General features: G+C 67.9%; 14 protein-coding genes. 2 read left to right on the top strand and 12 right to left on the bottom strand.

Annotated features, from left to right (window positions below; translation table 11 throughout):
* Window positions 1–16: 16 nt before the first annotated feature.
* From BG28_RS08390 to BG28_RS08370, 5 genes are all read right to left on the bottom strand, one after another.
* A complete protein-coding gene (locus BG28_RS08390; protein ID WP_036475872.1) occupies window positions 17–1,021 on the bottom strand; it encodes a sugar phosphate isomerase/epimerase in 1,005 nt (334 codons plus the stop codon).
* Window positions 1,022–1,026: 5 nt separating this feature from the next.
* The gene (locus BG28_RS08385; protein ID WP_036475704.1) at window positions 1,027–2,286 is read right to left on the bottom strand and encodes a Gfo/Idh/MocA family protein; all 1,260 of its coding nucleotides are present in this window, start codon (window positions 2,284–2,286) and stop codon (window positions 1,027–1,029) included.
* Window positions 2,287–2,295: 9 nt separating this feature from the next.
* Complete coding sequence (locus BG28_RS08380; RefSeq protein ID WP_036475702.1) at window positions 2,296–3,348, bottom strand: substrate-binding domain-containing protein; 1,053 nt, start codon at window positions 3,346–3,348, stop codon at window positions 2,296–2,298.
* A 66-nt stretch (window positions 3,349–3,414) separates the two neighbouring features.
* Window positions 3,415–4,482: an ABC transporter permease gene (locus BG28_RS08375; RefSeq protein WP_036475701.1), complete on the bottom strand. Its 1,068-nt coding sequence runs from the start codon at window positions 4,480–4,482 to the stop codon at window positions 3,415–3,417.
* Window positions 4,479–5,963, bottom strand: a complete 1,485-nt coding sequence (locus tag BG28_RS08370) for a sugar ABC transporter ATP-binding protein (protein ID WP_152539250.1) — start codon at window positions 5,961–5,963, stop codon at window positions 4,479–4,481. Before BG28_RS08370 ends, BG28_RS08375 begins: the two co-directional genes overlap by 4 nt.
* Before the next feature lie 144 nt (window positions 5,964–6,107).
* Here BG28_RS08370 and BG28_RS08365 point away from each other — a divergent pair, with 144 nt between their 5' ends.
* On the top strand, window positions 6,108–7,325 hold the full coding sequence (locus BG28_RS08365; protein ID WP_084479579.1) for an ROK family protein: 1,218 nt from the start codon (window positions 6,108–6,110) through the stop codon (window positions 7,323–7,325).
* 24 nt (window positions 7,326–7,349) lie between these two features.
* Here the strand turns inward: BG28_RS08365 and BG28_RS08360 are convergent, their stop codons facing one another.
* The 3 genes from BG28_RS08360 to BG28_RS08350 all read right to left on the bottom strand — a co-directional run bounded on the left by BG28_RS08360 (window position 7,350) and on the right by BG28_RS08350 (window position 8,244).
* Complete coding sequence (locus BG28_RS08360; RefSeq protein ID WP_036475700.1) at window positions 7,350–7,565, bottom strand: hypothetical protein; 216 nt, start codon at window positions 7,563–7,565, stop codon at window positions 7,350–7,352.
* Window positions 7,562–7,777: a hypothetical protein gene (locus BG28_RS08355; protein ID WP_036475699.1), complete on the bottom strand. Its 216-nt coding sequence runs from the start codon at window positions 7,775–7,777 to the stop codon at window positions 7,562–7,564. Before BG28_RS08355 ends, BG28_RS08360 begins: the two co-directional genes overlap by 4 nt.
* A 221-nt stretch (window positions 7,778–7,998) precedes the next feature.
* Window positions 7,999–8,244, bottom strand: coding sequence for a hypothetical protein (locus BG28_RS08350; protein ID WP_036475698.1), 246 nt, complete (start codon window positions 8,242–8,244; stop codon window positions 7,999–8,001).
* A 134-nt stretch (window positions 8,245–8,378) separates the two neighbouring features.
* Here BG28_RS08350 and BG28_RS08345 point away from each other — a divergent pair, with 134 nt between their 5' ends.
* Window positions 8,379–8,705: a hypothetical protein gene (locus BG28_RS08345; protein ID WP_036475696.1), complete on the top strand. Its 327-nt coding sequence runs from the start codon at window positions 8,379–8,381 to the stop codon at window positions 8,703–8,705.
* 48 nt (window positions 8,706–8,753) lie between these two features.
* On the opposite strand, the gene BG28_RS14430 is transcribed toward BG28_RS08345, so the two are convergent.
* From BG28_RS14430 to BG28_RS08325, 4 genes are read right to left on the bottom strand one after another with little or no spacing between them, the layout of a single operon-like run.
* On the bottom strand, window positions 8,754–9,296 hold the full coding sequence (locus BG28_RS14430; protein ID WP_051501197.1) for a Na+/H+ antiporter subunit E: 543 nt from the start codon (window positions 9,294–9,296) through the stop codon (window positions 8,754–8,756).
* A gap of 43 nt (window positions 9,297–9,339) precedes the next feature.
* Window positions 9,340–11,103 carry a complex I subunit 5 family protein gene (locus BG28_RS08335; protein ID WP_152539249.1) on the bottom strand — a complete coding sequence of 588 codons (1,764 nt, stop codon included), beginning with the start codon at window positions 11,101–11,103 and terminating at the stop codon, window positions 9,340–9,342.
* On the bottom strand, window positions 11,103–12,662 hold the full coding sequence (locus BG28_RS08330; RefSeq protein WP_235181039.1) for a complex I subunit 5 family protein: 1,560 nt from the start codon (window positions 12,660–12,662) through the stop codon (window positions 11,103–11,105). Before BG28_RS08330 ends, BG28_RS08335 begins: the two co-directional genes overlap by 1 nt.
* A complete protein-coding gene (locus BG28_RS08325; protein WP_036475863.1) occupies window positions 12,656–14,311 on the bottom strand; it encodes a complex I subunit 5 family protein in 1,656 nt (551 codons plus the stop codon). Before BG28_RS08325 ends, BG28_RS08330 begins: the two co-directional genes overlap by 7 nt.
* Between the last annotated feature and the right edge of the window lie 6 nt (window positions 14,312–14,317).

Genomic DNA, 14,317 nt, shown 5'->3' with positions numbered 1-14,317 from the left:
ACGCCTCAGGCCTGTTTCAGGACGAGGAGGAGAATGCCGCATCGAAGGAGGCATCTGAGGGTTCGAACGCATTGGCCCGGACGAACTCCAGGGCCTGGGGTGCCCCGATCAGCCGGTCCATGCCGGCGTCCTCCCACTCCACCGAGAGCGGACCGGTATAACCGATCGCGTTGAGCATCCGGAAGGCATCCTCCCAAGGCACATCTCCGCGGCCAGTGGAGATGAAGTCCCAGCCGCGCCGTGGATCAGCCCAAGCCAGATGCGAGGACAGCCGGCCGTTGCGTCCATTCAGCCGCTTCTTCGTATCCTTGCAGTGCACGTGATAGATCCGGTCCTGGTAGTCCCAGAGGAACGCCACCGAATCAAGGTCCTGCCAGACCATATGGGATGGGTCCCAGTTCAGGCCGAACGCCTCTCGGTGTCCGATGGCCTCCAGTGCCCGCTGAGTAGTCCAGTAGTCATAGGCGATCTCCGAAGGATGGACCTCGTGGGCGAACCGGACACCCACCTCATCGAAGACGTCGAGGATCGGGTTCCATCGGTCGGCGAAATCCCGGTAGCCCGCTTCGACCAGCTCCTCGGAGACCGGAGGGAACATCGCCACGTACTTCCAGCTGGAGGACCCGGTGAACCCGGTCACCGTCTTGACTCCCAGCCGGGCCGCGGCCCGCGCGGTGAACTTCATCTCCTCGGCAGCCCGCTGCCGCACCCCCTCGGGATCCCCGTCGCCCCAGATGTGATCGGGCAGGATGTCGCGATGCCGGGAGTCGATCGGGTCGTCGCAGACGGCCTGGCCGCGCAGATGATTGGCGATGGTGAAGACCTTCAACCCGTTCTTCTCCAAGATATCCAAGCGGTTCTTCACGTAGGCATCGTCCTCGGCCGCCCGTCGCGGGTCGAGGTGATCACCCCAGCAGGCGATCTCCAGGCCGTCGTAGCCCCATTCCCCCGCAAGCCGGGCGACCTCCTCGAAGGGCAGGTCCGCCCATTGCCCGGTGAACAGCGTGACTGGTCGTGCCATGGTCTTCATCTCCGTTCCTGATCGTGGATCTCGGTCCATTGCTGCGCGGTGCCGCTGGAGTGCTCGATGGCCTCCAGCACTCGCTGCACGTGGAGGCCGTCCTCGAACGAGGGCCGCGGATCCTCCCCGGCGGCGATCCCGCGCACCAGATCCACCACCTGGTGGGTGAATCCATGCTCGTAGCCCAGTCCGTGGCCGGGCGGCCACCAGGCCTCGAGATATGGGTGCTCCGGTTCCGTGGCGAGGATCCGGGTGAACCCGGCGGTCCTCCCCGGCTGTGTCGCATCGTAGTAGTGCAGGACGTTCATGTCCTCGAAGTCGAAGCTGACCGCTCCGCGAGATCCGGAGATCTCGATGCGCAACGCGTTCTTTCGACCCCAGGCGAACCGGGAAGCCTCCAGGATCACCGGCGCGCCCGAGATCAGGCGGGCGGTGACCAGGGCGGCGTCGTCCACCGTGACCTGGCCCATCGCTGCAGGGCCTGGCGCCTCACCGGAAGCTTCGAACCCGCCACCGAGTCCACCACCCCGGCTGCCGCCGATCCCGCCCCCGGCGACAGGCACAGGAGCAGCAGCGGCCAGCGGACGTTCCGCCACGAAGGTCTCGAGCATTCCGGAGACTCCGGCGAATCGCTGACCGGTGAGGAAACAGGTCAGATCCACGATGTGAGCGCCGATGTCACCCAGCGCCCCGGACCCCGCGCGGGTCTTGTCCAGCCTCCAGGACAGCGGCGCGGACTCATCGCCGAGCCAGTCCTGCAGATACTGCGCCCGCACCTGGCGCACCTCGCCGATCCGGCCTTCCGCAATCAGCTCCTGGGCCAGCTTCAGCGCTGGGACCCGCCGGTAGGTGAAGCCCACCATGGCATGGACGCCCCGAGCTCGTGCCCGGTGGGCCGCGTCGTTCATCCGCTGCGCCTCCGCCACGGAATTGGCCATCGGCTTCTCGACCAGCACGTGCTTGCCGGCCTGAAGCGCCGCCTCGGCGATCTCCGCGTGGGTGTCACCGGGGGTGCAGATGTCGATCAGATCCACATCCTTGCGCTCGATCACCCGCCGCCAGTCCGTGGCGGATTCGACCCAGCCCAGCCGCTGGGCGGCGATCTTGCTGCGCTGCGCATCGCGACCGACCACCACCCGCATCCGCGGTTCCATCGGAAGGTCGAAGAACCGGGTGGCTGACCTCCAGGCCTGAGAATGGACCCGACCCATGAAGGAGTGACCGATCATGGCCACGCCCAGACGAGGCTTCTCTCGTTCAGCCATCGCTGCCGCTCACGACTCGAAGGCGTAGGGCAGGTACTGGTCCACGTTGTCCGCAGTGACCACCGGCGCATAGAGCTGGATCTCGCGCGGAACGTCACTCTCCACGAGGTCTGACATGGCGCGCTCCTGGGCGAGCAGCCGGGCGAGGCGAACGCCGTCGGCGGCCTGTGAGGCGGGGTAGACCACGGTGGCCTCCACCACGGAGTCTCCGGATTCGATCTCGCGCATCATGTTGGCCGAGCCGGCTCCTCCGATCATGAAGAACTCATCGCGTCCGGCGTTCTCGATCGCAGCCAGGACGCCGACGCCCTGGTCGTCGTCGTGGTTCCAGATGGCATCGATCTCGGGCGCCGCCTGCAGCAGGTTGGCCGTGGCGCTCTCCCCACCGGCGACGGTGAAGTCGGCGGCGACCCGGTTCTCCACCTCCATGCCGCAGTCGCTCAGCGCGTCCTCGAAGCCTTGACTCCGGTCCTGGGTCAGAGGCAGCGAATCGATGCCCGCGATCTCTGCCACAACGGCGTCGTCCTGATCCCCGAGCTGTTCACAGATGTAGGTGCCGGCTGAGACCCCCATGCCGTAGTTGTCCCCGAGGATCGTGGTCCTCGCGGCGAAGGGGCTGGAGAACTCTCGGTCGACGTTGACCACCGGTATGCCGGCGTTCATCGCCTCGATCGCGACCTCGGTGAGCGCCGCGCCGTCGAAGGGCAGCACAACGATCGCGTCCACGTCGTCGTTGATGAACTGTTCGATCTGGCTGATCTGCTGGTTCACGTCATCGGTGCCCTCTGAGACGCGCAGCTCGACATCGTCGAACTCGTCGCCCTGGTTCTGCGCCCCTTCGGTGATGGCGCCGATCCAGCCGTGTCCGGCGGCGGGGCCGGAGAAGCCGATGACGACATCGTCACCGGGCTCGGCGTTGTCGCCCGCCGGTTCGGCCGCGGCCGCCGCGGCGTCGTCCTCGGTCTCCACCGCCTCGGGATCATTGGAGAGACAGCCGCTGACGAGCAGGGTGGCTGAGATCAGCGCAGCGGCCGAGAGATATCGGCGTGGGGTGCGGGACATGATTCCTCCTGATGAGAGTGGATTCAGCTCAGTGATGGGGTTGCTGGGAAGAGATGGAGTCTCGGGTCAGGTGCGGCTGTGGCTGGAGAAGCGCTGCTGCAGCAGGACGGCGCCGACGATGATCGCGCCGGTGACGACCGCCTGGACGGAGGAGTCGAGGTTGTTCTGCACGAAGACGTTGCGCAGCACCGCGAAGACCAGGACGCCCAGGACGGTGCCGAAGATGGTGCCGCGTCCGCCGGCCAGCAGAGTGCCTCCGACCACCACGGCGGCGATCGCGTCGAGCTCGTAGAGGTAGCCGTGGGTGGAGGAGCCCGAGGTGGTCCGGCTGAGCATCATGACTGCACCGATCCCGGCGCAGAGCCCGGCGAGGGTATAGATCATCACCAGGTGGCGCTTGACCTTGATGCCGGCCAGCCGGGCGGCCTCGGGATTGCCGCCCACCGCGATGGTGCGGCGGCCGAATGTGGTGCGATTGAGCAGGAACCATCCGGCGAGGGCGACGATCAGGAACATCCACACGATGATCGGGATGCCCAGCAGGTCCCCCCGGAAGGTGCTGGTGAAGCCCTGCACCGTGATGATCTGGGTTTGGCGTCCGGAGATCAGCTCGGCGAAGCCGCGGGCGGCGACGAGCATCGCCAGGGTCGCGATGAACGGGACCACTCTGCCGTAGGCGATGATGACGCCGTTGAGCAGGCCTGCCGCGGCACCGACGGCCAGCGCGGTGAAGAACATGATGGACCAGTGGATGTCCGTGGCCATGGCCTGGGTGCCCAGCGTGGTGGCCCAGACCGTGGCAAGTCCCATCACGGAGCCCACCGAGAGGTCTATGCCGCCGGAGGTGATCACGAAGGTGACGCCGATGCTGATCACTCCGATCACCGCCGCCTGCTGCAGTATGACCATCAGGTTGGCGAGGCTGAGGAAACGGTCTCCACCGGTGATGACGCCCAGGGCGACCAGCGCCCCCAGGGCCAGGACCAGGCCGAGGCTGTGTCCCAGGCTGAGGTTCGATCCGGCGACCTTCTTCGGGGCCTTCTCCTCGACCGGGCTGAGGTCCCGATGCGGGAGCTCCTCCTGCGCGGGAATGTCCGCGCCGGGAACCGAGCCTGTTGCTGTTGTCTCACTCATCCGTGAGCTCCTTCCATCACAAGATCAAGCACCTGGTGTTCATCGATGTCCTTGGTCGCTCCGGTGTGGACCACGTGGCCGTCCGCCACGACGAGGACTCGATCGGCGAGTCCCAGGACCTCCTCGATCTCGCTGGAGACCATCAGCACTGCCGTGCCTCGCCGGCTGAGCTCTCTGACCAGGCCGTAGATCTCTGCGCGGGCACCGACGTCGACGCCGCGAGTAGGTTCATCGAGCAGCAGCACCTCGCAGCCATGGACGAGCCAGCGCGCGAGCATCGCCTTCTGCTGGTTTCCGCCGGAGAGGGTGCGGATATTGCGCGCGACATCGGCGGGGGAGAGATGCAGCGCCTCAGCCTGTTCGCGGGCTGCGCTGCGTTCGGCGCGCTCGTTGAGCAGTCCGGACCGAGCGAAGCGGGCGAAGCTGGAAAGGGTGATGTTGCGGTAGATCGGCTCGTCCAGGAGCAGGCCCTGGCTCTTGCGCTCCTCGGGGGCGAGTCCCACATCGTGGTTCACCGCATCGGCGATGGAGCCGCGGCGCAGCTTCTTGCCCTTGACCCGGACCTCGCCGGTGGTGGCCCGACGGGCTCCATAGATGGTCTCCAGGATCTCGGAGCGGCCCGCGCCCACCAGCCCGGCGAGCCCCACGACCTCGCCTGGGCGCACGTCGAAGGAGACCGGCTCGAAGATACCCTCCAGGCTGAGCCCGTCGACCTCGAGCAGCGGCTGATCGCTGATGGGCCCGACTGCTGCGCCGCCGAAGTCTGAGATCACCTCATGTCCGGTCATCAGCGCGATCAGTTGTCTGGTCGGGGTGTCCTGGACCGCGAGGCTGGTGGCGGCGGTGCGCCCATCTTTGAGCACCGTGATCCGGTCCCCGATCCGACGGATCTCCTCGAGGCGATGGGAGATATAGACGACGGCCACACCCTGGTCCCGCAGCGCCCGAACGACGCGGAAGAGGTTCTCCACCTCTTCGGGGTCCAGAACGGCGGAGGGCTCATCCATGATGATCAGCTGAGCTTCATGGGAGAGTGCGCGGGCCATCGAGACGATCTGCTTCCCCGCCGCCGGCAGGCGTCCCACCTCGCGCTGAGCCGGGATCTCAGGGTGGCCAAGGCGCCGAAGCAGGTCGCGGGTGCGTTCCAGGGCGGTGGCCCGGTGCAGCACGCCCCCAGAGCTGAGTTCATGGCCGAGAAACACGTTCTCGGCGACGGTGAGTCCATCGACGACGTCGAGCTCCTGGTACATCGTGGCGATCCCGAGTCGCAGCGCCGCCATCGTGGTGGGGATGGTGACCTGTTCGCCCTTCCACAGGATCTCGCCGCCGGTGGGTTGGTGAGCCCCGGAGAGCACCTTGATCAGCGTCGACTTCCCGGCGCCGTTCTGCCCCAGCAGGCAGTGAACCTCACCGGCGCGAATATCGAGGTCCACCCCGTCGAGCGCCTTCGCTCCGGGGAAGTGTTTGATGATTCCCCGCATTCGGAGAAGCTCGGACCCACTCTTTTGTGTGACCATGATCACGAATTTAGCGGCCACTTCTGTCGGTTGTCAATCAAAAGTCGGGTATCTGTTTCGGAACTTTCGATCTCACGCCGACCGAAGCAGGGGTGCTTTACTGGAGATATGGTCTACATCTCCGTGATCGATGAGCAGAACCGCTTGGCCTCCGCACCGGCGGGCAACGCCCTTCCCAACAGTGCGGGAGCGCTGTTCCAGCTGCTGCGGGACGGGACCCCGCGCACCCGCTCTGACCTGACGGCGATGACCGGATTTGCCCGCTCCACCATCTCCGCCCGGGTGGAGGAGCTGCTGGACTCCTCGCTGATCCGCCCCGCCGGGGAGAACTCCTCCACCGGGGGTCGGCCGCCGAGCACCTTCGCGTTCAACCCCGAGGCGCGTTCCGTGCTCGCCGTTGACCTCGGTGGAACCCACGCGCGGATCGCCGTGACGGATCTGGCCACCCGGGTGCTGGCCGAGAAGGAGCAGGAGCTCGACATCACCCGCGGTCCGGTGGCGGTGCTCGACGCGGTGGCCGCGGTCGCGATGGAGCTGCTTCAAGAGGCGGGTCGAAACCCCAAGGATCTGCTCGGCGTCGGGGTGGGGGTCCCTGGTCCGGTGGAGTTCGCCACAGGTCGGCCGATGAGCCCCCCGATCATGCCCGGCTGGGACCACTTCGACATCCCGGCGCACCTGCGCCGGTGGTTCGCGGTGCCGATCCTGGTGGACAACGATGTCAACGCGATGGCCCTGGGGGAGCATGCGGTGGCCTATCCCGGAGTGGCCAACATGATGTTCGTCAAGGTCGCCACCGGGATCGGCTCGGGGATCATCAGCGACGGCAGGCTGCAGCACGGCGCCCAGGGGGCGGCGGGGGACCTCGGGCACATCGCGACGCCCGATGGGGACGCCACTCCCTGCACCTGCGGGAACTTCGGCTGCCTGGAAGCGGTGGCCTCAGGTCCGGCCATCGCGGCGCAGCTGCGCGAGCGCGGCTTCGACGTGCCCCACCCTGCGGCGATGCTGGAACTGGTGCGCTCCGGGGATCCGGAGGCGCTGCGCACGGTGCGCCATGCCGGACGCCAGGTGGGATCGGTGCTCGCGGGCTGCGTGAACCTGCTGAACCCCTCGGTCATCGTGATCGGCGGTGTGGTCTCCACCGCGGGGGAGCACTTCCTGGCCGGAATCCGTGAGGCGGTCTACTCCCGTTCGCTTCCGCTGGCCACCCAGCATCTTCGCATCGTGGGCACTCAGACCCGGGCGCGCGCCGGAGTGTTGGGCAGCTCCGCGATGGTCACCGGCCACGGCCTCTCGATCGAGAATGTGAATCGGCTGATCGGCTGAGACTGATGGTCGGGGAGTCTGGCGTCAGCGGCTCGGTTCGATGATGAAGATGACTCCGACGAAGAGCCAGCCGATGCCGATGAAGGTGACGAACTTGCTGCTGACCTTGTTGATGAAGCGCAGCTGGCGCTCATCCTGCCGACTCTGAGCCATACGACGGCCCGTGTGGTAGATGCTTTCCCGAAACACGATGATCAGCACTCCGCCGATCAGGATGCTCAGGCCGGTCAGCACGTTCACACGGAGCTCCGGTCATATCGGCGCCGCCGCGCCAGGGCGACGAGCCATAGGTTCAGCGCGACCGCCACAAGCACGCTCAGTCCGAAGAGCACATAGGTGGATGTGCTCGTTTCCGGAGAGTTCCAGATGTTGACGAACTGCCACATCGCAGCTGCGGAAGAGAGAAGAGATCCGATGCCCACGAGGACGTAGGTGGCGTTCGGGCTGGTCAAGATTGCGCTCCTGATTCTGCGAGCTTCTGCTCACGTAGTTCCTTGTTGTGCTCACCGGCGGTGAGCAGCAACCATCCGACCCAGCCGGCTGAGCACAGAACGTTCAACCAGAAGGTCAGATCGTCGTCACGGTCGCTTCGGGTGTGAAAAAACGCTGCAAGGGCGAACATCAGGGCGGCGAAGCCCCCGCAGAACAGGCCGATACTTGTTGAGAGCGCTCATCACCGCACCCCTGGCTCCGCAGGGCGCTCCATCTTCCTCTGGTCCCGCGGCTCCTCGCTCTGGGCGCCGTTGCGCTGCGTCTGGGCACGGCGCAGCGCCAGGACCAGGGCGGTGCCCAGCATCGCCAGGGCCAGCCCCCAGCCGATGCTTGCCGTGTAGTCCGGTGCGCCCGGAATGGCGGAGGCCACGATGCCGATCGGGGCGAAGAACAACAGCCCACTGATGACGTTCTTGCGGCTTACCATGTGTTCAACCCGATCGTCGGCGGTGGATTGTGATCCAGGTCTCCAGGCTATCGGAAAGCAGAGAATCACTGGACCACACTGGAAACCGCATGTCAGGGTTTGATGGACAGATGGTGAATCGATCTCATGGAGGCGTGGAGCTGTCTCCGCCCGTCACTGCGCTGATCATCGGCTCAATAGTGTTCACCATGTCGTTCCGCATGCTCAGCCAGGCGAATCCCACCGAGCGTGTTCCGCAGCTCTGGGGCCGCCCCACGCATCACCCGGGCAGGGTCTACGCGACCCGCGGTTCCGCCGTCAGGCTGCTGTTCCTCGCAGTCTTCGGCCTGAGCAGGTCGATGGGCTATGTCAGCGTGTTGCTGCTTGTGCTGGGATGCCTCCCGGCGTGGGCGTTGCGCATCCGGCACAACCGCCGGGCAGCCCAGACTCCGCACGCTCACGCGGCAGAGCAGCCCGCGTGAGGGCCGAGCCAGCCCCACTGCTCCGTCTTCGATCGTGCCATCGGCACCTCACTCCCCGAAGGCGGCACCGACTCGGCGCTGCAGCCGAGCCCACTGCTCTGCCGGGTCCAGCTGCACAGAGAGCGTGTGCAGCTGGACCGCAGCAGGTGGGCGCACCGGTCCCGCGGCGGTGTTGTCCGCCGGCTCGCCCTCGGCGCTGACCACTTGTTGCACCATGGAGCCGGGCATCAGATTCATCATCGCCAGCGCGAGCTGGCGGGCATGGCCGGGTTCCAGCTCGAACGGTGCCACCACCACTTCGGGGTCGATGTCCACCGGACTCGTGAGCACCCGGCGCGCCACGTCGAGGCCACCGCGCACCGACTGGCCCAGGAACCAGCCCAGCAGCACGACCCAGGACCCCACTTGGCGAGGCCATCGCCGCGGCGAGATCTGCGCGGAGGGCGGCAGAAGCGCAAGACTCATGGCCGTGGCCAGCACCACCGAGACCAGCCCGTAGATCAGGTAGTCCGCGCCGGCACCGGAGAGCGCCCACCAGAGCAGTCCCAACACCGTCGCGCGCAGCACCCCGGACAGAATCCAGCTGCTCATGAGTTCCCTCCGAGAAGAAGCATCGTGGCCAGCACGACCCCGGTCAGCAGCACCACCAGGACCAGGCCGGTGGACTCCCAGCCGCCCAGACGGGCCTCTGCCCAGGAGACTCCTCGGCGTCCGCGCTGCGCGGCGGCGGACCAGCGATCGCTCCACGCCCGGCGGCGGAGCCGGTGAATCCGTGCGCGGCATCGAGCGCCGCGCCTCCACCCGATCCGACCCGGCGCAGCAGCGACTCCTCCGCCAGCAGCAGGTCACCGGGCTGCACCACGGGCGCCTCCTGGCTGGTCAGGCGTCCCGGAAGCAGTCCGCGGCGGGCCGCGACCCAGACCATCGCCGCGAGGATGATCCCGAGCAGGATCGGCCAGGTCGCATCCCACAGGGTGCCTGGATCCCAGCTGGGCACCGCGACGCCCTCATCCTGCACCGGATCGGTGATCCACCGGGCGCCGATCACCCAGGGCACCACGATCCCGGCGGCGCAGACCCCCAGCCAGGAGAGAAGCTCGCCGTCGGCACGCCGACGCGGGTCACGGTCGGCCGAGGAGATCACGGCGGCGAATCGCAGCAGCAGCAGCGTGGACCCGGTGGCCACCAGCGGCAGCAGCTGATCCAGTCCCACCCCGAGGACCTCGATCCCGCTCACGGCCTCTTTGGACACGTATTTGCCGAACGCCCCGGAGGTCAGTGGAGCTCCCGCCACCGCCAGGCCCGCGCCGAGCATCCCGAGCAGCACCAGGATCCCGGTCCGGCCCCGGGCGTAGTGCTTGACCACCGGGACCCCCAGGAACAGCGCCCCCTTGGCGAGGCCATGGTGGACCGCATAGATGACTGCCGCCGCCGAGGTCGCGCCGCGCAGCTCCGGAACCAGCAGCCCCACCGCGACCAGCGCGGTGATGAACCCCATCTGCGAGATGGTCGAATAGGCCAGGATCACCTTCGGATCGTGCTGCACGACCCCGACCAGGACGGCAGCGAAGGCACCGATCAGCGCCAAGGTCAGCAGCACAGCTCCTGCGGTCTCACCCTCGGGCAGGAAGCGCAGCCAGCCGATCAGTCCGGCCTTGACCATCGCCCCGGAGAGCACCGCCGAGGCTGCCGGCGGAGCGGCCGGATGGGCCAGCGGAAGCCAGACATGCAGCGGAACGGTGCCGGCCTTGACCCCGAACCCGAAGAACAACAGACCCTGGATCAGGCCGGTGTGCGCGGTGCCTGCCGCCGCGGGGGCGTCGGTGAGCAGGAAGCCGCCGCCGGAGGCCACCAGGATCAGCGCGGCCAGGATCGCGGTCTCGGAGAGCACCGACATCACCAGGTAGACCCGGGTGGCGCGCCGAGCGGCCGGAGTCCGGTAATGGATCACCAGGCCGGCCGCGGAGAAGCTCATCAGCGCGAAGCCCAGATAGAAGCTGGCGGCGTCGGCGGCGAGATAGGTGCCGATGTTGCCGGTGAAGCTGAGCAGCAGGAACGCCGAGAGTGCGCTCGAGCCGCGCTCGGCGTCGCGCAGTTTGATCCAGCTGATCGCCAGCAGCGCGGCCCCGTAGAGCGGCGCGGCGATCAGCAGCAGGGGTCTGGCATAGAGGTCCACGGCGAAGTGCGCGCCGAACAGCATCCACGGCACCTCCAGGGCTGCCGTGGCGGAACCGGGGTTCCCCAGCAGTGCCAGCAGCACGGCCGGGACCACGGCCAACGGGGCGAACAGGGTCAGCCGGCGTCGAATCGTGAACTTCGTGAGCGGACGCAGCAGCCCGGCCAGGCCGAGCGCCAAGACGAGCGCCAGCGGGGTCAGCAGCGAGAGCGCGATCAGCATCAGCCCAGCACCCCCTCGGCGATGAACCGGGCGACCTGCAGCGGGGCGAAGGCCAGGGATGCGGCGATCCCGACGAACAGGGTGAGCCCGGCGGTGATCAGCGCCGGGACCAGCAGGCTCTTGGGCTCGCGCACACGCAGAGGGTCAGCGGCGTCGGAGGCGGCGTCGCCGCTGGCCAGCGTCTCCGGGTCCACGTCCTCAGGGTCGGCGAACCACAGCGCGTAGACCACGGGCAGGAAGTAGGCGGCGTTGAGCAGTGAGGATCCCACCAGCACCCACAGCACCCAGGGGTGCTCCGAGGCGAGCGCGCCGGTGCCCAGCTGCCATTTGGAGATGAACCCGGCAGTCGGGGGGAGCCCGATCATGCCGAAGGCGCCCACCGTGAACGCCGCCGAGGTCAGCGGCATCCGCCGGCCCGCCCCGCGGAGCTGACTCACCGTATGGGCACGGATCACCTCGGCGAAGAGTCCCGCACAGAAGAACAGCGTCACCTTCATGATCCCCTGGTGCACCAGGTGCACGATGCCGCCGGTGGTGGCGAGCACGTTGACCATCGCCACCCCAAGCACCACGTAGCTGACCTGGGAGATCGTGGAATACGCGAGTCGCTTCTTGATCTCCTGCTGGCGCAGCGCCTGGTACGAGCCGTAGAGGATGGTGAAGGCCGCGAGGACCAGCAGCGGAGTCAGCACCCCCAGCTCGGCTGCGGCCTCGACCCCGAAGACGTCGTGGAGCACCCGCACGATCCCGAACACTCCGGCTTTGACCACCGCGACGGCGTGCAGCAGCGCCGAGACCGGGGCCGGGGCCACCATGGCCAGGGGCAGCCAGCCATGCAGCGGAAACAGCGCAGCCTTGACCCCGAGCCCGCCCACCAGCAGCACGAAGATCAGCAGCGCCGGGACCGGGTTCGACGCGACCAGCTCCGTGACACCCTCGGCGCCGCCCTCGGCGAAGTCCACCGGGCCCACGTACATGCTCAGCCAGACCACGCCGATGAGCACCGCGAGTCCGCCGCCCAGGGCGTAGCGCAGGTAGATCCGGGCCGCCCGCAGCGAAGCCGGGGTGCCCCAGTGCGCCACCAGTGGATAGGTCACCACGGTGAGCAGCTCATAGAACACCAGGAACGTGATCAGGTTCCCGGAGAAGGAGATGCCCACGGTGGCGGTGACGCAGAGGCTGAAGAACCCGAAGAACCTGCTCTTGTTCTTCGATCCGCGCAGATATCCCAGCGCGTAGATGGTGGTCAGCAGCCACAGCAGCGAAGAGAGCCCGGCGAAGAACAGGGCCAGCGGATCCACCCGCAGCACCAGATCGATGCCCGGAAGGAAGGGGGCGGAGAACTCGGGCCGGGCGCCGTCGGCCACCACGGCCGGGACCAGGGCGATGATCAGCAGCACCTTGGTCGCCGCGGCGGTGAGGTTGATTCCGGCGCGCAGCTTCACGCTGTTCTCAGGCAGTGGGAAGATCGCGACGGCGGCGGTCAGCGACAGCAGCACCATCACCAGCGGGATCGCGGGGAGGAGCTCTCCGGGAATCTGTTCCAGCCAGGTCACCACGGGGCGCCCACCTCCAGGACTCCGGTGAGCCAGACGCCGAGGAAGCCGGTGAGCACGGTGAGCAGGCCGAGCACGAACGGTGCCAGCTGTGCCTTCCCGGTCAGGGTCCTGTCTGAAGCGCCGGGATGGTTCTGTGCCTGCGGCAGGGTCAGCGCGGTCTGGTCGTCTTCGCTCATCACCAGCAGTGGGGCCACGGCCTTGAGCAGGTAGGCGGCGCTGAACAGCGTCCCGGCCACCAGCACGACCAGGATCCAGTAGTGCCCAGCGGCGACGGCGGAGGTGGCCAGCAGCCACTTCCCGGAGAAGCCCAGCGACAGCGGCAGCCCGATCAGGCCCACGGCACTGAGACCCATGCTCATCACCAGCATCGGGTGTGCTCGGCCGGCGCCGCGCAGCTCCGTGATCTCGTCGGTGCTGTAGAGGTCCTTCAGATGCCCGGCGGAGAGGAACAGGCTGGCCTTGGCCAACCCATGGCCCAGCGCGAGTGCCACGGTCCCACTCAGCGCACCCGCCAGCACGGCGCCCTCCTCCAGGGTGGTGCCGGGCTGGCCCTCCAACGCGCTGGTCTCCGGGTCCAGCAGCAGCGGCAGCAGCAGGAACCAGTACCCGACCTGGGCCACGGTGGAATAGGCGATCAACGGCTTGAGCCGGCTCTGCCGCAGCGCCATCACCGAGCCCAGCAGGATCGCGGCGGTGCCCATCCCGGCGAGCACCCAGGCCAGGATCTCCAGCTCCGGCAGCGGACCGGCGACCCACAGCCAGGCGCGCAGCAGCACGAACAGCGCGGCCTTGATGACCAGCGCGGAGAGCAGCGGGGAGACCGCGCTGGGGGCCGAGGAGTGCGCCGGAATCAGCCATCCGTGCAGCGGCACCAGCGCGACCTTCAGCGCGAGCCCGAGGCTGATCAGGCACAGCGCCAGCACGACGGCGGCGAGGTCGGCGTCGCCCTGCGCGGCGAGCTGGGTGATGGCCTCACCTGAGTCGATGATGTCCAGGGTCCCGGTCACCGAGTAGATCAGCGCGACCCCGATCAGGAACAGCAGCGAGCCCAGCACCGCGATGAAGAGGTAGCGCAGCGCCGCGGCCCAGGCCTCGCGGCCGCCCAGGGCCACCAGGGCCACGGCGGTGAGCCCCACGAGCTCCAGGCCGACGTAGGTGTTGAACAGGTCCCCGGAGACGAAGACCGCGTTGAGCCCGGACCAGCAGCCCAGCCACAGCGGCCAGAACCCGGCGTGGCCGGTCCTCCAGGCTGCGGGGGAGTCCTCGGGCAGGGCTGCCCGGTGGTCTCCGTCGGTCACCGTCGCGGGCTCAACGGTCTGAGCGACCAGCCGTTTGCCGGTGGCGGCGGGACGGGCGGCGGCGTAGCAGCTGACCACGGCGCCGACGATCGCGGTCATCGCCAGGAACAGCGCCGAGAGCCCGTCGGCGCGCAGCGTGATCCCCAGCGGAGACTCGAAGCCGCCCAGGGCGAGCTCCAGCGTCTCCCCGGAGGTGACCCGGACCAGGATCGGGGTGCTCAGGCCGAGCACCGCCGCAGAGGTGAGAACGCCCAAGACCCGGCGGGCTGCCGAGCCCAGCAGCACGCTCAGCGCGCTGGCCAGCAGCGGAATCAGCACCACGGCGCCCAGGCAGAACAGGGTCAGACTCATCGGGGC

It is taken from the genome of Nesterenkonia sp. AN1 (assembly GCF_000582475.1).
GTDB classification, from domain to species: Bacteria; Actinomycetota; Actinomycetes; order Actinomycetales; family Micrococcaceae; genus Nesterenkonia; species Nesterenkonia aurantiaca.
The sequence above is the reverse complement of the archived record's forward strand: the minus strand, read 5'-3'. Positions and strand labels throughout refer to the sequence as shown.